Origin of the sequence: Nocardioides panacihumi, assembly GCF_039530925.1 — a bacterium.
In the GTDB taxonomy this organism is placed as follows: Bacteria; Actinomycetota; Actinomycetes; order Propionibacteriales; family Nocardioidaceae; genus Nocardioides; species Nocardioides panacihumi.
This window is the reverse complement of record NZ_BAAAPB010000008.1, coordinates 67,660-85,053: the sequence shown is the minus strand read 5'-3', so window position 1 is coordinate 85,053 and position 17,394 is coordinate 67,660. Positions and strand designations below refer to the sequence as shown.

23 protein-coding genes are annotated in these 17,394 nt (G+C 70.3%); 11 read left to right on the top strand and 12 right to left on the bottom strand.

Features of this window, described 5'->3' with window-relative positions:
- Positions 1 to 32 precede the first annotated feature (32 nt).
- Complete coding sequence (locus tag ABD205_RS21370; RefSeq protein ID WP_344048438.1) at positions 33 to 854, bottom strand: helix-turn-helix transcriptional regulator; 822 nt, start codon at positions 852 to 854, stop codon at positions 33 to 35.
- 149 nt (positions 855 to 1,003) lie between these two features.
- Between ABD205_RS21370 and ABD205_RS21365 the strand changes: the two genes are divergently transcribed.
- Positions 1,004 to 1,333 (top strand): hypothetical protein, encoded by a 330-nt coding sequence (locus ABD205_RS21365; RefSeq protein WP_344048436.1) that lies wholly within the window; start codon positions 1,004 to 1,006, stop codon positions 1,331 to 1,333.
- Positions 1,334 to 1,475: 142 nt separating this feature from the next.
- Entirely contained in the window at positions 1,476 to 2,201 is a 726-nt protein-coding gene (locus ABD205_RS21360) for a GNAT family N-acetyltransferase (RefSeq protein ID WP_344048434.1), read from the top strand.
- A 79-nt stretch (positions 2,202 to 2,280) separates the two neighbouring features.
- On the opposite strand, the gene ABD205_RS21355 is transcribed toward ABD205_RS21360, so the two are convergent.
- On the bottom strand, positions 2,281 to 3,120 hold the full coding sequence (locus tag ABD205_RS21355) for an SCO6745 family protein (protein ID WP_344048432.1): 840 nt from the start codon (positions 3,118 to 3,120) through the stop codon (positions 2,281 to 2,283).
- 314 nt (positions 3,121 to 3,434) lie between these two features.
- Positions 3,435 to 3,797: a hypothetical protein gene (locus tag ABD205_RS21350; RefSeq protein ID WP_344048430.1), complete on the bottom strand. Its 363-nt coding sequence runs from the start codon at positions 3,795 to 3,797 to the stop codon at positions 3,435 to 3,437.
- A gap of 75 nt (positions 3,798 to 3,872) precedes the next feature.
- Here ABD205_RS21350 and ABD205_RS21345 point away from each other — a divergent pair, with 75 nt between their 5' ends.
- From ABD205_RS21345 to ABD205_RS21325, 6 genes are all read left to right on the top strand, one after another.
- The gene (locus ABD205_RS21345) at positions 3,873 to 5,378 is read left to right on the top strand and encodes a hypothetical protein (RefSeq protein ID WP_344048428.1); all 1,506 of its coding nucleotides are present in this window, start codon (positions 3,873 to 3,875) and stop codon (positions 5,376 to 5,378) included.
- 202 nt (positions 5,379 to 5,580) lie between these two features.
- Positions 5,581 to 6,339, top strand: a complete 759-nt coding sequence (locus ABD205_RS21340) for a hypothetical protein (RefSeq protein WP_344048426.1) — start codon at positions 5,581 to 5,583, stop codon at positions 6,337 to 6,339.
- Between the two features lie 108 nt (positions 6,340 to 6,447).
- Positions 6,448 to 6,861 carry a DUF2510 domain-containing protein gene (locus ABD205_RS21335; protein ID WP_344048424.1) on the top strand — a complete coding sequence of 138 codons (414 nt, stop codon included), beginning with the start codon at positions 6,448 to 6,450 and terminating at the stop codon, positions 6,859 to 6,861.
- 105 nt (positions 6,862 to 6,966) lie between these two features.
- On the top strand, positions 6,967 to 7,212 hold the full coding sequence (locus ABD205_RS22655; protein WP_425573090.1) for a DUF1272 domain-containing protein: 246 nt from the start codon (positions 6,967 to 6,969) through the stop codon (positions 7,210 to 7,212).
- 242 nt (positions 7,213 to 7,454) lie between these two features.
- Positions 7,455 to 7,712: an excalibur calcium-binding domain-containing protein gene (locus ABD205_RS21330; RefSeq protein ID WP_344048422.1), complete on the top strand. Its 258-nt coding sequence runs from the start codon at positions 7,455 to 7,457 to the stop codon at positions 7,710 to 7,712.
- Between the two features lie 24 nt (positions 7,713 to 7,736).
- Positions 7,737 to 8,648 carry an excalibur calcium-binding domain-containing protein gene (locus ABD205_RS21325; RefSeq protein ID WP_344048420.1) on the top strand — a complete coding sequence of 304 codons (912 nt, stop codon included), beginning with the start codon at positions 7,737 to 7,739 and terminating at the stop codon, positions 8,646 to 8,648.
- A gap of 25 nt (positions 8,649 to 8,673) precedes the next feature.
- On the opposite strand, the gene ABD205_RS21320 is transcribed toward ABD205_RS21325, so the two are convergent.
- Positions 8,674 to 9,243 (bottom strand): dienelactone hydrolase family protein, encoded by a 570-nt coding sequence (locus ABD205_RS21320; RefSeq protein ID WP_344048418.1) that lies wholly within the window; start codon positions 9,241 to 9,243, stop codon positions 8,674 to 8,676.
- Positions 9,244 to 9,310: 67 nt separating this feature from the next.
- Here ABD205_RS21320 and ABD205_RS21315 point away from each other — a divergent pair, with 67 nt between their 5' ends.
- Complete coding sequence (locus ABD205_RS21315; protein WP_344048417.1) at positions 9,311 to 9,874, top strand: ArsR/SmtB family transcription factor; 564 nt, start codon at positions 9,311 to 9,313, stop codon at positions 9,872 to 9,874.
- 317 nt (positions 9,875 to 10,191) lie between these two features.
- Here the strand turns inward: ABD205_RS21315 and ABD205_RS21310 are convergent, their stop codons facing one another.
- The 6 genes from ABD205_RS21310 to ABD205_RS21285 form a co-directional block, all read right to left on the bottom strand.
- Positions 10,192 to 10,965, bottom strand: a complete 774-nt coding sequence (locus ABD205_RS21310; RefSeq protein ID WP_344048415.1) for a class I SAM-dependent methyltransferase — start codon at positions 10,963 to 10,965, stop codon at positions 10,192 to 10,194.
- Between the two features lie 49 nt (positions 10,966 to 11,014).
- The gene (locus ABD205_RS21305) at positions 11,015 to 11,719 is read right to left on the bottom strand and encodes a hypothetical protein (RefSeq protein WP_344048413.1); all 705 of its coding nucleotides are present in this window, start codon (positions 11,717 to 11,719) and stop codon (positions 11,015 to 11,017) included.
- 92 nt (positions 11,720 to 11,811) lie between these two features.
- A complete protein-coding gene (locus tag ABD205_RS21300; RefSeq protein WP_344048411.1) occupies positions 11,812 to 12,705 on the bottom strand; it encodes an RNA polymerase sigma-70 factor in 894 nt (297 codons plus the stop codon).
- Between the two features lie 2 nt (positions 12,706 to 12,707).
- On the bottom strand, positions 12,708 to 13,292 hold the full coding sequence (locus tag ABD205_RS21295) for a carboxymuconolactone decarboxylase family protein (protein ID WP_344048409.1): 585 nt from the start codon (positions 13,290 to 13,292) through the stop codon (positions 12,708 to 12,710).
- Between the two features lie 78 nt (positions 13,293 to 13,370).
- Entirely contained in the window at positions 13,371 to 13,565 is a 195-nt protein-coding gene (locus tag ABD205_RS21290) for a hypothetical protein (protein ID WP_344048407.1), read from the bottom strand.
- A gap of 30 nt (positions 13,566 to 13,595) precedes the next feature.
- Positions 13,596 to 14,447: a methyltransferase domain-containing protein gene (locus ABD205_RS21285; protein ID WP_344048405.1), complete on the bottom strand. Its 852-nt coding sequence runs from the start codon at positions 14,445 to 14,447 to the stop codon at positions 13,596 to 13,598.
- Positions 14,448 to 14,650: 203 nt separating this feature from the next.
- On the opposite strand from ABD205_RS21285, the gene ABD205_RS21280 reads away from it, so the two are divergent.
- Positions 14,651 to 14,950, top strand: a complete 300-nt coding sequence (locus ABD205_RS21280; RefSeq protein ID WP_344048403.1) for a hypothetical protein — start codon at positions 14,651 to 14,653, stop codon at positions 14,948 to 14,950.
- A gap of 40 nt (positions 14,951 to 14,990) precedes the next feature.
- On the opposite strand, the gene ABD205_RS21275 is transcribed toward ABD205_RS21280, so the two are convergent.
- Positions 14,991 to 15,692, bottom strand: coding sequence for a DUF4386 domain-containing protein (locus ABD205_RS21275; protein WP_344048401.1), 702 nt, complete (start codon positions 15,690 to 15,692; stop codon positions 14,991 to 14,993).
- Positions 15,689 to 16,348, bottom strand: a complete 660-nt coding sequence (locus ABD205_RS21270; RefSeq protein ID WP_344048399.1) for a DUF4386 domain-containing protein — start codon at positions 16,346 to 16,348, stop codon at positions 15,689 to 15,691. The genes ABD205_RS21275 and ABD205_RS21270 overlap by 4 nt, the downstream gene beginning before the upstream one ends.
- A gap of 140 nt (positions 16,349 to 16,488) precedes the next feature.
- On the opposite strand from ABD205_RS21270, the gene ABD205_RS21265 reads away from it, so the two are divergent.
- On the top strand, positions 16,489 to 17,148 hold the full coding sequence (locus ABD205_RS21265; protein WP_344048397.1) for a hypothetical protein: 660 nt from the start codon (positions 16,489 to 16,491) through the stop codon (positions 17,146 to 17,148).
- Positions 17,149 to 17,394: the final 246 nt, after the last annotated feature.

The window sequence follows — 17,394 nt, the reverse complement described above, 5'->3', positions numbered from 1 at the left end:
TTCAGCCGGGCAACGGCGCCGGGTCGCCGGCGCTACTCGGTGAGGTGATCCCCCGTCGACGGCGAGCGCCCGGCCCCGCGGCCGCCAGGCGCGACCAAGCCCGACTCATAGGCAGCGACGACGACCTGCGCCCGGTCGCGCAGTCCGAGCTTGCGGAGGATGTTCGCGACGTGGGTCTTCACGGTCCACTCGCTGATGGAGAGGTCGTCGGCGATCTCTCCGTTGGACATGCCGCGGGCGATCGCCCGAGCGACCTCGACCTCGCGCGACGTGAGTGCAGCGACCTCCTCCGGGGTCGGGCCGGCGGGCAGTCGTCGTTGCGCCTCCTCGAGCTGGTGAGCGGCGCGTGCCAGCCGTGCGGAGAGGTCCCGGTTGTCCTCGCGTGCGCCCTGCAGCTCCGTCGAGCGCTGCATCACCACGTATCCGACCAACCAGGCGCCTCCGAGCACGACGGCGATGAACGCCCAGTCCCCCGCGTCTTCGCCGATGGCCGCAGCGCCGCCGACGATCACGGCTCCGGCGAAGGCGCCTCGAGCAGGAGTGGCATAAGCGCTCGACGCGTACGCCGCGACCATCGCCACGAGGAGGAGCATCAGACCCCCGGTCGGGGTCGTCAACGCCTGCTGGAGCGACATCGCGCCGACGACGACGCAGAGCACGCTGAGCGGCAGACGCCGGCGCACGGCGAGTGCCGACGCTGCCGCCAAGGACGTCGCGAGGAGCACCGGTCGGTTGCCGACGACCTCGCCGACGCCCGGCACCAGGCGCGGCGACAGGATCTCCAGCGCGCAGGCCGCGGCCAGTGCCGCGGCGATCCCCGCGTCGACCATCGCCCACTCCCGCGTTGCGCGCATGCCGCGAAGGTAGCCGGATTCGCCCGTCCCGCGGGCTCACTCTGCAGAGTGATATCTGCGAACCACTCGCCAGAGCGATGCGCCACACGCCGTACGCCGGTCAACCTGGGTCAGTCCGGAACCACCGGCAACGCACCCCAGGAGGACCCATGCACCGCATCACATCGAGCCTGATCGCCGCCGCGGTCATCGGCCAGCTCGTCGGCCAGCTCGGCTGGATCGACCCGCTCTTCGTCCCGCTGGTCCTGCTCGGACCGATCGTCACCGGAGCGGTCGCTGCGGGTCGCCGCATCGCCTATCTGTGGATCGCCGTGGTGTGGTGCAGCGCCGGCGTCGCGATGGCCTGGAGCGACTGGGTGGTGAACCACGAGGACGTCGCCTTCCACCTGGCCCTGGCGGTCCTCATGCCCCTCCTGGCCGGAATCGGCTTCGGTGCCGTGCGACTTGCCACACGCTCACGGCGCCAGCCGGCCGCCTGACTCTCGTCGCCGCCAAGCGCGCACAGTGTCTCGACGATTTCGGCACTGACGGCCCGCGTCGTCCGACAGGATGTGCACGACGTCACACGCGGCGACAGCCGGCGTCGCGTGACCTGAGCGATCGAGTCGGAGGTGGCAGCGGGTGAATCCATCTGTGGACGGGGCCGGCATGCGGGTCGAGGCCTGGCCCTCCGCCTCCGGGACGCTGCACTTCCCCTCATTCGTCGGGGCGAGCACGGGGCAGCGAGTCGACGCCATCATGTCGGGCATCGCGCCCGGTGCGGCGGTCGTCGTCGACGACGCGGGGCTGCGTGACGGCCTGCTGTCCAGCGGGGCGAGCCAGGTCCGTCACCTCCACGCGATGAGGCACAGCCTGCGCGACATACCGACTCCACGGCCGGTGCCCGGCGTGACCTTCCGGCCGTGGCAGAGCGGTGACGCCGAGCACCTGGCCGCGGCTCTCATGGCCGCCTACGGGCCCGAGCATCCCGACCCGGCGGGACCTGACCTCAGTGCGGCGGCCACATCCCTGCGGCACACGGCCGAGGACCCGGACAACCCGATGATCGGTACGGCGACCCAGGTCGCCGTCGTCGACGGAGCACCGGTCGGCGCGGCGCTGGTCCTGCGCAGCGATCACGTCAGCGGCTGGCACGGCCCGTGGCTGATGAACACCTTCCGTGCCCCGGACCCGGCGCTGCCCGGGGTCGGTGCGGCCATGCTCAGCCGAGCGCTCGAGGCGTTGCGTGCCGGCGGCGAGACCTCCCTCGGCCTCGCGGTCACCGTCACCAACCCCGCCCGCCGTGTCTACGAGCGACTCGGGTTCGACTACCACTTCGAGGGCTGGGTACTGGTCCTCCCGGAATGAGGGGCCGCGTCACCCACCGAGCCACTGGTTCGGGGTCAGCCCGGCGGCTGGCACCGGCAGGTCCGTCGAGAGCGGTCACTCACGCCGTCGACGTGATCGCCGCCCGGAGTCGCGCTGAGATCGGCTCGAGCAACGAGATCAGCTCCTCGAGGGCGGTCGGCGTCAGCCCTTCGTACGGCGCCTCCGCCAGGGCGTCGGTGAGCGCTTCGATCCGCGCCTTGGTCTCGCGTCCGGCCGCCGTCATGCGTCCGGAGGCATCGAGGAGTCCGCGGGCACGCAGCCCGTCCATGACCGCGGCCAGATGCTCCTTGGGAAGGTGGTGGATCCGGCCGAACGACTCCGCCGGGTAGATGTCCATGTCCAGGGCGGACAGCACATGGGCCTCGGTCCCGCTGATCTGCTGCGAGACGAGCGCGACGACGTGACCGTCCCCGCGGTGCTCACGCAGCATGTTGGCCGCATGCCACAGCCGGGTCACAGGGTCCTCGGGCATCGGCAGCGCGCGGAGTCCGGCGTACATCACCCGTCCTTGGGGCGAGGCGCTGACGGATGCCTCCGCGAGGAGGCCGGCGGCGCGCGCGAGCTCCGTGGTCTCGACCACGTCGCCGAGGATGCGGCGAAGGGCCGCCACACAGCCACGCTGACGTGCGGCGTACGCCGCCTCCGGGGTGGTCGTGTCCCAGACCCGGGGGATGTGGCGGGCCACCTCGCCTGCGGCGAAGCTGTAGAAGGCCGCGTCGACCACTTCGGCCGGGACCCGACCGAGCGGTGCGGCTCGCCCAGCGAAGTAGCCGTCCCAGTAGTTGCGGAAGCCGAGCCGGGCCATCGCCTCATTGGGCTCGTCGGAGAAGAAGTTGACCAGGCAGATCGGCTCGGTGAGGTCGAACAGACGGCGGGCGACCGGCTGCGGATGGTTCATCGTGTGACGTCCTCTGCTCATGCCACCGGCCGGGCGGCCGGTCTCTCAGGGATGCAACGAACAGCGTCGCCTGGATCCGACATATCCACAGCGCCCGGGAACCTCGGTCACCGCCGCACTGGGTCGAATGCGCCCGTGTGCCGACAGGTGGCCTTGCTGGGCGCCGGTCGCCGATGGACGCAGCGCCTGCTGCGAGCGACTATGGGAGGAGCAGCCTCCTCGCCAGACGGCGCCGTGGCGGAAGGAGTGGACGGACGTCACCCGCAGCGCAGCCCTATGAAGCGGAGGAGATCTCCCGCCATCTCCACGCAGGTTCAGAAGCGCTTCGCGACGCGGGTGACCTGCAGCGGTCTCGCGTCGAGTTCGAGAAGGCCGCCCGGTGCGCCGAGGCGTCGGGTGACTTCGAGGCACTCGGTTGGGCGGTCCTCGGACTCGGCGGCTTCTGGGTGCACGAGCACCGCGATCCGGTTCAGCAGGCCCTGATAGCGCAATGGCGCACAACCGCCTTGAACGCCTGCGATCGTGATTCGGTCCTCGCCGTCCGTCTTCGGGTCCGAACCGCGGCCGAACAGGACTACGAGACCGGTGAGCACGACGCTGTCATGGCTGCGGTGGACGATGCCCGCACGTGCGGCGACCGAGCTGCGCTCACCGAGGCTCTGCACCTCGCGCAGCATTGCCTGCTCGGTCCGGCCCACCTCGACCTGCGACTGCGCTTGGGCGAGGAGCTGCTCGCTGTCGCGGGAGCGACCATGGACTCCTTCGACGAGCGGCGCGGTCTGTTGTGGCGTACGACGAACCTGTACCTCGCCGGCGATCCCCACGCCGACCGGGCGATGAACCTGCTCCGCGGCGCTCTGGACGCCGAACCCCACCTGGCAATGGCATACGCACTCTCTGCCATGGAAGTGATGTGCGCGATTCGGGCCGGATCCTTGGTGCGCGCCGAAGAGCTGGCAGAGACAAGCGCCGACCTCGGCCGACGAGCCGGTGACCACGACGTCCTCGGGTGGTATGGCGCACACCTGACGACGATTCGGTTCTTCCAAGGGCGCGCCGCCGAGCTTCTCCCGATCCTGGGGGACCTGATCGCATCACCGGAGCTGTCGGAGCCGAACGACGCCTTCCTCGGCGCGATGGCGACGGCGGCATCCATGGCCGGGGACACCTGGGCTGCGACCACCGCACTGAGCCGCCTCCGGCGCCCTTCTCTCCGGAAGTTGCGGCACAACAGTCTGTGGCTCGTCACGCTGTACGGGGCCGCGCTGGCGGCCCGCCACCTCAACGACGCCGAAGCGGCCGCCGAGATACATGACCTGCTGGCGCCTTTTGCCGAGCTTCCGGCCATGGCGAGCTTCGCTGTCACCTGTCTCGGCTCGATGCACTTCGCCCTCGCCGCGACCGCACTGACCCTCGGCAGGACGGATGACGGGGTCACCCGTTACCGCGCCGCGTTGGCTGCGAACGAGGCGCTCGGTCACCGGCCCGCGCATGTGCTCGCTGAAGCCGCTCTCGCCGATGCCCTCGCCCGTACGGGGCAGTCGAACGAGGCCCTCCTGCACCGCGACAAGGCCCGTGCTGAAGCCGACATCCTCGGCATGAGTGGCTGGATCGAGTCGTGGGACGCCGCTGAGGCCGCGGGAAGGCCGCCGGGCCCGACCACCCCGGGCGGCTGGACTCCGGGACGGCAACGACCGCGCGATGCTGCGACGGCTGTGGGCGTTGACGCGCCGACCGGCCGTGCCAGCTGTGTCAGGTTCGGCGTCGGATGGCGTGTCAGGGTCGGTGATCGGGAGGCATCGATCCCGGACAGCCTCGGCATGCGCTACCTGGCGACGCTCGTCTCGAATCCGGGTGCCGTCGTCGCGGCGCTGGCACTCGCCGGTCGTCAGGTGGGTGGGCACGCGTCGGATGCGACGTCGGCGCAAGGCGTCATCGACGAGCAGGCGCGCCACGCATATCGCGCCAGGATCCTTGCGCTCGAGAGTCAGGCCGACGAGGCAGAGGCCGAGGGACGGGCCGACGACGCCGAGCGGGCCAGATCAGAGCTGGCGTGGCTGCTCGAGGAGATCAGCAGGGCGACCGGTATCAACGGTCACGACCGAACGTTCCCGACTGACGCCGAGCGGGCACGGTCCTCGGTACAGAAGGCCATCCACCGCGCCCTGGTCCGCATTCGCGAGGTCGACCCGGCCATCGGTGAGCACTTCGCCGCCACAGTGAGCACCGGCACATCCTGCTCGTATCGGCCCCTCTGACACGGCTCCGCCGTCAGTCCGGTCCTCCTGCCCGGAGTCCCGGCACGTCCCCAGGTGTCCCGCCCTGTCCCGTACGGGCACGACAGGTCACGCCCTAGGAACGACAAGCAACAGCGCCCCGTCGGGGCGCTCAGACACCACACGGCAGGGCTCATCCAGCGGCACGCAGGACGGGTCGTGCAGACGCACAAGGAGAAGAGACATGAGTCAAGCAACCGCCACACCGCCGACACAGGCGCTCCTGCAGGGAGCGCTGTCGGCGGCAGAAGTCGTCGCTGTCCACACACAGCGGGCCGTAGGGGCAGACCCTCGCGAGGGGGCGGCCGCACGGGCGACGACCATGACGACGACGAGCGCGAAAGCGGCCACCCACCTGCAACAGTGGATGTTCGACCCGAACGTCCAACATCACACCCTCCTGCCGAAGAGCAGCTTCGCGGGGCCGGAGAACCGCAACGTCAACCTGAAGAACAGCGAGACCCACCACTTCCTCCAGTGGGAGAAGCAGCTGTTCGGGATCAACCTCGGCTGGACGGACGACGCCTCCCCGAAGACCGCACAACGCGTCGAGCGCTGGTTCTTCACCAAGCCCGGCAACGACGAGTCGCCCCTGCGCTACGGCGACGTGTTCGCCATGGGATACGGGATCTCGCCGTCCTACGTCTTCTACACCGAACGTTCGGTCGGCATCAACCTGGCCTGGTCCGGGAAGCCGAAGTTCGAGTGGGAGATCCTCGGCGGCAATCGCGGCGCCCAGGTGCAGTCCGGAGACTGGGTGGCCATCTACAACAGGGTGGTCAAGGAGACCTTGATCTACTTCCCCCGCGAGCTCGGCGGGCAGATCGGGTGGCCGAGCAGCCTGACGCTGATCGACCAGATCCTCCAGAGGCTCGGAGACGCAGCTCTGGACTTCATCAAGGACCACTGGCGCGAAGGGCTGACCTACCTGCTCGCGCTCTAGCGGGACGCGAGCATCGGCACCGCCGTCCACCACTCGTCTCGGGCGGCGGTGCTGACAGCTGCCTCGAACGGCCTGCGGCGCCGGGGGTGGTCCACCAGGTTGCCGCGCGTGACCGACGCACCCCTTCCCGCCGCCCAGGCCGGCTGGTACCAAGATCCGCACGGACCCAGCCAGCGCTACTGGGATGGGTATCAGTGGACCTCCCACGTACAGGCGCCCGCTCCGTTCGGCGGCGGTGGTGGCCCCGGCCATCGGCGAGACTGTCCGCTCGGCGACGACGGGCCGGACCGGGCGACTGACCGACGCGTCCAGCTGCCCATCGCGCTCCTCGCAGCCACCGGTGCCGCCCGCCATCTGATCGATGAGAACGGGCTGGCACGACGTGACGTCCACATCGGGATCGCTCCCATCGACGGCCGCGTGTGCGAAGGTCGTTGCGGCGTGCAGGAAGCCCGCGCGGTCATGGTCACCAACGAGCCCATCGGCCTCGTCACGCTGACGGACGGCGGCGGCGGCCCGTAGCAGTCTCGGCACCCGACTGCTGTCCTCACTGGATTCGGCCGGAGTTGGCCGCAACTCGGCAGGAATCAGGCGGTATGTCGTCCGCCCAGGCAGCACCATCGACATGTGCTGGAGCTACGACCGAACTGCGAGCGCTGCGACAAGGATCTGCCGCCGACCGCGCCCGACGCGATGATCTGCACCTTCGAGTGCACCTTCTGCCGCGATTGCGTCGAGACGAAGCTGCACGGGGTCTGCCCGAACTGCGGTGGCGGCTTCGCGCCTCGGCCGATCCGGCCGCCCGAGGCCCTCCGGCGTCATCCTGCTTCAACAGTCCGCGTGCTCGCGCGGGATCCCGTCGACTCCGTCTGACCTCGCGAGTTCGCAGCGAGGGGCCCTGGGGCTACTGGGTCACCGGTCGGACATCGGGTGCTTGCCAGGCGGCTCACCCCACAGGTGAGGCGACGGCAGGGCGCGGCTGACACCGTACGGCGACCATTTCGGTCGAAACCCAGCGAAGCGGCCGAGCAGCGATGAAGATCGAGGTGATTCGCCCCGAGCCGCCGGAACGACCCGGACTCAGCGCCGCGCGAACCCCCGGACAGGAGACCCCCGTGAAGAAGTCGCTCATCGCTGCCGTCAGCCTTGCTGCGTCGGCCGCCGTGCTCGTCCCCAGCACGGCGCACGCCGCGACTACGTACGCCAACTGCACCGCCATGCACAAGGCCTACAAGTACGGCGTGGCGAAGTCGAGCGCCGCTGCGAGCTACCAGGTCCGGCACGGCCACCACCGGCCGACGGTCAGCTCGAAGGTCTACTACGCCAACACGAAGTCCGACCGCGACCACGACGGCACCGCCTGCGAGGCCTGACCCGCACTCGGACGACACCCACCCATGACCACCCCCACAACGCGCCCCGCTGCGCTGCGCTCGTTCCGCGCCCGACTCGCCGCCCTCGCATCCCTCAGCGTGCTCGGCGCCTGCGTCGGCCTCGTTGCCGACGACGGCCCCGCGGCGGCCGCCACGGCGGTGCCGAAGGCAGTGAACGGCCAGGTCATCACGGTCCGCTACCGCGCGGCGATCAACTCCCTCCGGCTCGCGCCCGAGAAGGGCGCCGGCTACGAGCGCTCAGCCTTCAAGCTGTGGGACGACTCCGACCACGACTGCCGCGACACCAGGGCCGAGGTGCTCATCTCGGAGTCGAGGACGACGACCACCGGCTCGTGCACGATCAGGACCGGCCGCTGGGTCTCCGCCTACGACGGCATCGCCTTCACCCGCGCCTCCGACCTCGACATCGACCATCTCGTGCCCTTGGCAGAGGCCTGGGGCTCAGGGGCGAGGTCGTGGTCCGCGGGCAAGCGCGAGGCGTACGCCAACGACCTCACCGAGTCGAAGTCGCTGATCGCGGTGAGCGCCCACGCTAACCGCTCCAAGGGCGACCAGGACCCCGCCGAGTGGCAGCCGCTCAAGAACCGCTGCCGCTACCTGAGCAACTGGGTCGCCGTGAAGCTGCGATGGGGCCTGAGCATCGACACGACCGAGAAGCGGGCACTCCTGCTCGCCACCGGCCGCTGTGGCAACCCGACCCTCACCACCCACCACGCCGTCGTACGCAACGCGCCGGCAGGCGGCACCACGACAGTCTCGACCGGTGGCACTACTGCCGGCGGCTCGGGCCCGGACCCGCGCTTCGGCACCTGCGGGGAAGCGATCGCGGCCGGATACGGCCCGTACGTGCGCGGCGTCGATCCGGAGTACGACTGGTACACCGATCGCGACGGGGACGGCATCGTCTGCGAGTAGCCGCGCCCGGGCGCGCCGACCCGACTCAGACCGAGGCGAGGAACGCCAGCACTCGCTCCGTGAGCAAGGCGGACGATTCCGCGTCGTACGCGTCGAGCGAGGAGTCCACGAAGAGGTGCTGGTCGCCGGGGTAGATGAACAGGTCGGCATCCGCGGCAGACCCGGCGAGCTCGCGCGCGGCCGGAAGGTCCTCGTCGAAGAACTCGTCGCCCTCCTTGCCGTGGATCTGGACCGGCACCCCGTCCGGCCATGTCTCGCCGAACTCCCCGACCGGGAGACAGGAGCACATGAGCAGTGCCCCGCGGGCACCGGCCCGGGTCTGCGCGAGCCGCTGGGCGATCGTCACGCCGAAGGAGAATCCGCCGTAGACGAGCCCGGGAGCGAGTCCGTCGGCCGCGGCGACGCCACGCTCCCGGAGAGCGTCGAACCCCGCCTCGCGCGCGAACCCGAAGCCCTCCTCGATGCTGTCGAACGTGCGGCCGTCGAACAGGTCAGGCGTGTGCACGGTGTGCCCAGCGCCCCGAAGCTCGTCGGCGAAGGCTCGGACCCCGTCGGTCAGCCCCTGGACGTGGTGGTAGAGCAGCACTTCGGCCATGACAGGCACTCCCCTGTGTCAATGATCGATATTTCCGGAACGTTCCGCGATGCTAGTCTGATCCGCCATGGGCGACAACCCTCCGGACTACGAGCTGGCCGACCGGCTGGCGCTGACCAGCCCGGCTCAGGTCAAGGCCATCGGCCACCCGCTCCGCACCACGATCCTGCAGCTCCTCCACGAGCGGGCGGCGACCGTCACCGAGCTCTCGGTCGCCGTCGGCCGCCCCAAGAGCACAGTCGCGCACCACGTCGACGTCCTCACTCGCAACGGTCTGCTCCGAGTGGTGCGCACGCGGAAGGTGCGCGCGATCGAGGAGCGCTTCTACGGGCGCACCGCGCGCATGTTCCACGTGGCCGCTGAGCCACCAGCCGGTGGCGTGGGGATGCCGGGCGACTTCAACGACTTCGAGGTCGCGGCGCGCGAGTCCGCGGCGGCGTTCGAGAACGGGAAGCTCTGGGGCTTCATCCGGCACGCGCGCCTCTCGGAGGACCAGGCCGCGCAGTTCTGGGACAGCATCGCCCGGCTGGTCGACGAGTTCGACCGAACGCCGAGATCCGGCGATGTCGTGTACGGGTTCGCGATCGGCATCTACCCCACCGACCACCCGAGCCTCCCTGCTGCACCATGATGCGCGGCCACGAGACGGCCTGACGACGCCCAGGCTGGGACCTGAGCTGTGGTCCCAGCCCGCCCTCGCGGTCAGGCCCCTTCCCCGGTCCCGGCAACGCACCGCCGCAGAACTGGGGACACAGCAAGGGGTCCTTCGGATCGACCCCTGCTGAGCGCAAGGCGTCGGGCTTCGCGCCGGGCGACTCCTGCGACCGCCACTCCGGCTTCCTGGTCAACCCGCCGCCCGAGACGCCCTGATCTACGAGTGATCCCTCATGCCGCGCCCGCCGGCCGGTCCGGCGGGCGTGGTCATGTGGCGCGGTCGACTGCCGGCCCTCAGGCCTTCTCGGCGACGATCAGCACGCGGCGCAGCATGGCCTCGACGGTCGCGTCCATCTCCTGGATGCCGGCGCGTACGTCGTCGGGATCCTCACCGCTCTCGACGGCGAGGTCGTCGACGGCGTCGAGCATCAGCGCGTCGAGCTCACGATGGTTCTCGAGCCAGCGAGGGGTCTCGTCGTAGCCGAGCACACGGAAGCCCGCCTCTGCCAGCAGGGGCCGATGGTCGTCGACCTGCGGCGGCCGGTTGACCGGCTGGGTGTGGTAGTCCCACGTCGTCGCCACGAGCCGACCGCCGGGTGCGAGGACCCGCGCGATCTCGCGGAGGGCCGCCCCCTTGTCGGGCGCGAAGAGAAGGGCGTCGATGCTCAGCACCCCACGCGCGGAGGACGTCGCGGCCGGGATCGAATCGAACGAGCCCTCGGCGTACGTCGACCGGTCGTCGAGACCCAGGGCCGCTGCCCGCTGTCGAGCCGCCTCGAGTGCCGTGGGCGAGATGTCGACCCCGAGAAGGGACGCGCCGGCCGCAGCGGCGACCCACAGACCCGGGCCGCCTCGGCCGCACCCCACGTCGACCATGAGGTCGTCGTGCGACAGCGCGAGCGCGTCGACGACAAGGCGCAGCTCGCTCCGGGTGGTGAAGCTGTAGGGCTCCAGCTCGGCCGGGTATTCGTCACCGTAGACCGCGGCCCAGATGCGGGCCTCGACGGTCGAGGCGGGAGCCTCGAAGACGGTCGTGAAGACCTCGGTCCAGGACGTTTCGTCGGTCACGGGTCGTAGCGTGCCACCACCCGCGCGGGCTCGCGGGTGATTCGCCCGGTCACTGGCCGAGGGAGCCGACGGCGAAGGCGACCAGCACGAGCGATGTGAGCAGGGCCGCGGTGGCCTGGATCCCCATCAGGACCTTGGCCCTGCTGGTGAGGGGCATGGTGTCGGTCGGGCTGAAGGCGCTGGAGTTCGTCAGTGACACGTATGCGTAGTCGACGAAGATCGGGATCCAGTCGGCCGACTTGCTCGAGGTCTTCTTCACCTCCACCACAGCGCCGTCGTTCTCGTCCTGGGAGAAGCGCCAGTCGGCGGCCGGGATGTCGGAGCGGTCCTCGCGACGCCTGGCCACCGGTCCGCCCCTGTCGAGCTCCCAGTAGAGGAGTGCGAAGCCGATGACGTTGGTGACCCAGGTCTGCATGGCCGCAACCAGGAGGTGGTTGCCGTTCGTGCTCGACACCTCGGAGACCAGCATGCCGAGGGAGCCGAGGTTGGCGAGGATCACGATCGTCGCGAGCCCGATCGAGAGCCACCGCGACCAGCGCGTCTCACGGGTCATCCGTCGAGGATTGGTCACGATGAGCGCGACGAGGAGGAGGAGCTCGACCGCCGGGATGATGAGCCGGTTCGTCAGCTGCACCGAGCTCGGCAGCAGCGCGTACACGACGATCGCGACGACGACCGCGACGGCCGGCGGCAACCTGTTCTCGCCGGCGGCGGTCCGGCGGCTCACACTGCGGTCGGGGCGAGAAGTCGGCACGGAGTCAACCAAGCACGCCGTGCGCCCGCTGCCACGACGACGCACCGGGAGAAGAGTCGAGACTCTGGCCGTCCGAGGCTCTTCCCGCGCGGCTAGCGGCTGAGCGGCGCCTCGAGGTCGAGCCGGCCGAGCTTGGTGGGGTTGCGTACGGCGAAGATGCGGCTGATCCGGCCGTCCTCGACCACGAACGTGATCGCCGTGTCGTGACCGTCGTCGAGTCCGACGATCTTGGCCCCGGGTGCTCCGTTGAGCTGGACCGGCAGCACGGCGGCGCCTGCTCCGAACTTGGGGAACGTGCGCAAGAGGTTGGCGACCTTCTTGGCGCCGAGCACGGGGTTGATGATGGCCTGTGCGATGCCGCCACCGTCGGCCACCAGGACCACGTCGGGGGCGAGGACGTCCAGCAGGCCCTGGAGGTCTCCCCCGGTGACCGCGGCGAGGAACCGCTCGACGACCTTCTGCTGCTCGCTGCGGCTGACCTCCATCCGGGGCCGCCGGGCAGCGACGTGCCCGCGGGCCCGGTGCCCGATCTGACGTACGGCGGCCGCCGACTTGTCGAGCGCGTCCGCGATCTCGCCGTACGGCACGTCGAACACCTCGCGCAGCACGAAGACGGCGCGCTCGGTCGGCGTGAGGGTCTCCAGGACCGTCATCATCGCGAAGGACACGCTCTCGGCGAGCTCGACGTCGTCAGCGACGTCCGGGGCGGTCAGCAACGGCTCCGGCAGCCACTCGCCGACGTACTCCTCGCGCCTGCGGGCGTCCGCACGCAGGCGGTCGAGCGCCTTGCGCGTGATCATCCGCACCAGGAACGCGCGTGGTTCCCTCACCTCGGCCCGGCCGGCCTCGCCGATGGCGTCCCAGCGGATCCAGGTCTCCTGCACGACGTCCTCGGCCTCGGCGGCAGATCCCAGCATCTCGTAGGCGACCGTGAAGAGCAGGCTGCGGTGGACGACGAACGGGTCGTCGGGGGCGACGTCGGGCACGGTCACGACCCTACGGCGGCGCGCTGGGCCAGCGGCTTGAGGCCACACGCCGCTGCGAAGCCGTCGGACTCGATGCCGAGCGCGACGTTCGGGCGGGTCGTGAAGTTGGCGAACGCGATCACCGCTGTCAGCTCGACCAGCGCGGAGTCGCCCAGCCGGCTGCGCAGCGAGGCCACCATCTCGTCCGTCACGGTCGGCTCGGTCTCGGTCATCGCCTCGGCGTACTCGAGCACCTCCCGCTCCAGCGGGGTGAACACGTCGGAGACCCGCCAGCGCGGGATCTCGCGGGCCTTGGTCATGTCGAGGTCCAGGTTGTGGGCCTCGAAGTAGTTGAAGTCCAGGCACCAGGTGCAGCCGACCCGAGAGGCGACCGCCATGTGCGCGAACGACTTGAGCTGCTCGTCGCAGGCGTCCCACTTCTTGAGCCTGCTCCCGACCCTGGCCATGTCCATGAGCACCTTCTGGTTGTGCCAGTAGACGCCGATCGAGGTCGGCACCTGGCCCAGGGTCTTCCGTGCGAAGCGCTTGATCAGCCATCCCTTGAAGCCTGTGATCTCGGCGGCGGGGATGCGGGTCGTTCCGGTCATGTCGTCCTCCAGTGGTGGTCGGTACGGACATGAAGACGCCGTCCGGCGCCGCGGTGTGACATCAGGGGCGTGCAGGACTCAGGACGGGCGCACGTCGGGCGTGCTCGTCTGCTCGGACTCGGCACCCGTGCCGGCGGGGTCCTCCGTGCGTTCCGCGGACTCCTCCAGGATCACCTCGGCCTGACCCTGCGGGTCGTCGCTGCCGGCGGCGACCTCCTCGGGCAGCAGCTCGGCGCGCGAGGTGACGTCGTCTTCGTCGGGGACGTCGGTCATATCCGGTCGGTACCCCGTCGCGCTCCGCAGCTATGGCTTGCGGCAGACGAAGCCGAACACAGTCACGGCGGAGAACGCCCACCCGTGCCGAGCGGCGTCGCCCAGCGCCTGCACGGCCGCATCGGCGGTGGCGGCGTCGACCAGTCCGTCGGCGACGGCCCGGTCGGCGGCCATGCGATGCATGCGGCCCGCCGCCAGCACCTCCTCGGGGAAGACCAGCGCCGACGACCCGATGTCGGGGTCGACGACGAGTCCGGCGGCCGACGCCTGACGCGGGATGTTGCGCGCCGCACGGGGGTTGGCCAGCTGGGACATGAACGCCGTGGTGAGCGCGCGAGCCACGTCGGGATCCATGTCCGACTCCACCCGCGACTCGTGATCGGAGTCGAGCAGAACGGCCCGGCCGCCCGGCCGCAGCACCCGTGCGATCTCGGCGATGGCTGCGGCCGGGTCCGGCACGTGCTGGAGCACGCGCTCGCACCACACCACGTCCGCGACGCCGTCCGGGAGCGGCAGGTCGGTGGCCAGGCCCGGGCCGAACTGCGCGTGCGAGCGCGCCCCTGCGGCCCGGCGTACGGCGATCTCGCGGAGCGTGACGTTCGGCTCGATGCCGAGCGCCTTGCCAGGAGTGGAGTCGACGCGGGCGAGGGCGGCCAGCCGACGGGTCATCGTGCCGGTGCCGCTCCCGACGTCGACGCAGATGTCTCCCGGACGTACGTCCGCGGCCGCCAGCGCCCAGGCGCGCAGCCGCTCGATCGACGGTGCCCCGTCCTGCAGATCGAGGATGGCGACCATCTGCTCCACTGCCTCGTCGCCGATCGTCTCCGGTTTGAACGCGGTGTCGAGCGTGAAGGCCGACCCGCCCGCCTCGCTGATGCTCATGCCTTGAGGGTGCTCCTTCGAACGGGCCGGCGCCAGAGATCGGCGGTGCGGACTCATCCCCGCTCGCACCCAGTCACATCCACTCACACCCGGGGCCGGGCGCCGCATCGAGTGTTGTGCCGCGATTCCGAGTCACGCGGTGACTCGGAATCGCGGCACTCGTACGGCTCGGGGTCGGCGGTGTCGGGGGCTACATTCGTGGAATGGTCGATCCCCCGGACCGGGTGTGTCTGCCGGTCGAGATGGAGTTCATTCCGCTGTACCGGGAATCGGGCTGGTCCGCGCGGCTACGGCGGGAGCAGAAGCGGGAGCAGCGGCGCCTGCGACGCCTGTCGGCCAAGCGTGCGCGACGTACGCCGACCGGGTACTGGCCGCGCATGACCATGACTCCCACGGGACCGGACGATCCTCAGACGATGCCGGATCACAACGACCCCATCGAGCCGGGCCAGGAGCCCGGCCCAGGTGCCGAGCCGGAGCCGGACGACTCGACGGCGACCTGAAAGGCGCTGGTCCGACCCAGTCGACGAGCACGCCCGGCGCTCACACGACGCTGGGCTCGGCCTCCGCGAGCAGCGGCGACGGCCGATATCCCTTGACCGTCAGATAGATGGCGAGCGAGGCCTCCCACACGATCTCGACGGCGGTGAGCGCGAACAGCGCACCGCTCGGGTTCTCGATCGTCCCGAGCAGGACGAGTACGCCGCCCAGGAACGCCAACGGGCCGCCGATCAGTCCGAGCATCGCCATCCGTCGTGGGACGAGCCCCGACCTGTACATCAGGTAGCCGAGCAGGATCCCGTTCCCCAGGCCCGAGCAGAACTGCGGACCGAGCGTGAACGTCCAGTCGTGGAAGGCGACCAGCGTGTGTCCGGCGACCCTGAGGGAGGCTGAGTCGGCCGTCGCACCCAGGTCGTCTCGCAGGGTCACGACGCTCATCAGGCTGATCAGACCGGCGACGATCAACATCGACTCGACCGTGCGCGAGGCGACGTAGCCCAGCGCGACCGACTCGTTCACCCGCTTGAGCACGGGGAAGAACACGACCGCGGTGGCGATGTTGCAGACGGCCAGGAGGATCTCCAGCAGCGCACCCACCGCGATCCGGGCGTCGAACCCGCTGCCGAGGATGTAGTCGGCGTCGTTCAGCACCGGGTCGTACAGGAGGACGGCGGGGATCGAGAACACGAACGTGCCGATGAACCAGAGGCCCGCGATGCGTCCGGGCTTGCGAAGGGCGTTCATGGCTGAATTCTGTCCGGCGAGTAGGACGGGGCTACCTCAGCCCCCCGTCCCGAGGCCGGCGCGGGGAGCACGCCTGCCGGCGGCGTCTGGAAGCCCTTCGCGATCAACCAGGCAGGGAGGGCCACGGCCTCGAACAGCCCGCCGGGCACGAGGAGCACCTGCCCCGGGCCGGCGCCCATGTCCAGGACACCCATGAGGTCGAGCGGCACCCCCAGGCCGAGGCACGCGTAGCCCACCAGACCGAGCAGCGCGATGGGCCTCGGCACCAGTCGCGACTCGAAGAGCACGTAGGTCAGGACCAGACCGCCGGCGGCGGTCGGGATGTAGACCCACAAGAGGTGGTTCGGGACGACCTCCGACCGGGCCAGGAGATAGATCCCGCAGGCGGCTGAGACAGCGAACTCGAGGATCCGGAGGATCGGGTACCAGACGGCCAGTCGCCGGTCGACGCTGCGAAGCACCGGATACATCAGCAGTCCGATGCCGACGACGGCGATGCCGGAGCACATCATGAGCGCCACGCCGAGGGTCATCCGTGTCCGGTCGGGGTTCCCGTCGACGTACGCCTGGATCAGTGTCGTGCCGACGATGGCAGTCACCATCTGGGCGACGAAGAGGATGCCGACCGCGGTCGCGGTTCGTCTTCGAGGGCTCATCATGAGCGCCTTCCCGCCGGTGGCGGGATGTCCCCAGCACCATCACCGTACGCCGTGCGGGCCCGCCGCGCTTGCCGCCGGCGACCTCCTCCCCCCTGACGCCTGTGTCGGACCGCATCGTGGTGGAAGAGTCAGGCGTCATGACGGCGCCAGTGCCTGCCTCCCGGGAGGATGCCGCGACATCGGTCATGGCCGCGCTCGCCGAGGCGTGCCCGGAGGGTGAGGTCCGTCTGATCGGCTCCATGGCGACATCGGCCGGGCCGGACGCCTTCAGCGACATCGACGTCCGGTGGGCGATCCCGCCGGGGCAGGCGTCCGAACAGCTGCAGGCACTCCGGCTGACGCTCGAGCGGGTCGCCGAGGTGGAGTCGCTGCGGGTGGACCCGGAGGTGCGGCCCGACTCCTGCCTCGTGTTCGTGCGGTTCGAGGGGTGGCCGCTGTGGTGGAGGGTCGACCTCGAGATCCACGCGACCGGGCTGCGGACGACGGACGTACGCGGCGCCGATCCGTGGTCACCCGCCGAGAGCGCCTGCATGGGTGTGATCGTGACCGTGAAGGCACTGGCCCGGAATCGGCCCGAGGCGGCGGAGGATCTCATGGCTCGCGCGCTCCGACGTGTGGACGGCACAGATGTCGCCGGGAGCTGGCCGGTGCGCATCGCGTCATTGCTCGATCACCTCGAGTCGAGCAGCCCGTCCACCGCCGCCCTGGTCTCCCGGACGCGTCACCTGGTCCGGGAGGTGCTCGGCGGTGAGAGTGGGCGCGGCGCCGACGACTCCGACCGGGGGCTGCCCGACTGAACCTCGACCCGCGCGAGCCACGGGTCGCGAAGTCCCACGGTGTCGGTCACCGAGAAGGCCTCCGGGTAGATCAGCCGCCCGACCATCCACGGCTCGTGGCGTGGCAGCAGCGCGATCTGGAAGGCCCGCGGTCACGGGCCGTCTCCAGCGCCGCAGCGATGAGAGCCGACCGATCTTGGGCTGAAGCCCCGCGGGCCGTAGAAGTCCCAGCCGCCCTCGAGGAGAGGTCGGCGTACGTCGCCTCTC

Excerpts from the sequence above, each read along its gene's own strand:
- ABD205_RS21370 (WP_344048438.1), bottom strand. The coding sequence starts at position 854 with ATGCGCGCAACGCGGGAGTGGGCGATGGTCGACGCGGGGATCGCCGCG.
- ABD205_RS21365 (WP_344048436.1), top strand. The coding sequence starts at position 1,004 with ATGCACCGCATCACATCGAGCCTGATCGCCGCCGCGGTCATCGGCCAG.
- ABD205_RS21355 (WP_344048432.1), bottom strand. The coding sequence starts at position 3,120 with ATGAACCATCCGCAGCCGGTCGCCCGCCGTCTGTTCGACCTCACCGAG.
- ABD205_RS21350 (WP_344048430.1), bottom strand. The coding sequence starts at position 3,797 with ATGCTGCGCGAGGTGCAGAGCCTCGGTGAGCGCAGCTCGGTCGCCGCA.
- ABD205_RS21345 (WP_344048428.1), top strand. The coding sequence starts at position 3,873 with ATGGACTCCTTCGACGAGCGGCGCGGTCTGTTGTGGCGTACGACGAAC.
- ABD205_RS21340 (WP_344048426.1), top strand. The coding sequence starts at position 5,581 with ATGAGTCAAGCAACCGCCACACCGCCGACACAGGCGCTCCTGCAGGGA.
- ABD205_RS21325 (WP_344048420.1), top strand. The coding sequence starts at position 7,737 with ATGACCACCCCCACAACGCGCCCCGCTGCGCTGCGCTCGTTCCGCGCC.
- ABD205_RS21320 (WP_344048418.1), bottom strand. The coding sequence starts at position 9,243 with ATGGCCGAAGTGCTGCTCTACCACCACGTCCAGGGGCTGACCGACGGG.
- ABD205_RS21315 (WP_344048417.1), top strand. The coding sequence starts at position 9,311 with ATGGGCGACAACCCTCCGGACTACGAGCTGGCCGACCGGCTGGCGCTG.
- ABD205_RS21295 (WP_344048409.1), bottom strand. The coding sequence starts at position 13,292 with ATGACCGGAACGACCCGCATCCCCGCCGCCGAGATCACAGGCTTCAAG.
- ABD205_RS21290 (WP_344048407.1), bottom strand. The coding sequence starts at position 13,565 with ATGACCGACGTCCCCGACGAAGACGACGTCACCTCGCGCGCCGAGCTG.
- ABD205_RS21285 (WP_344048405.1), bottom strand. The coding sequence starts at position 14,447 with ATGAGCATCAGCGAGGCGGGCGGGTCGGCCTTCACGCTCGACACCGCG.
- ABD205_RS21280 (WP_344048403.1), top strand. The coding sequence starts at position 14,651 with ATGGTCGATCCCCCGGACCGGGTGTGTCTGCCGGTCGAGATGGAGTTC.
- ABD205_RS21275 (WP_344048401.1), bottom strand. The coding sequence starts at position 15,692 with ATGAACGCCCTTCGCAAGCCCGGACGCATCGCGGGCCTCTGGTTCATC.
- ABD205_RS21270 (WP_344048399.1), bottom strand. The coding sequence starts at position 16,348 with ATGAGCCCTCGAAGACGAACCGCGACCGCGGTCGGCATCCTCTTCGTC.
- ABD205_RS21265 (WP_344048397.1), top strand. The coding sequence starts at position 16,489 with ATGACGGCGCCAGTGCCTGCCTCCCGGGAGGATGCCGCGACATCGGTC.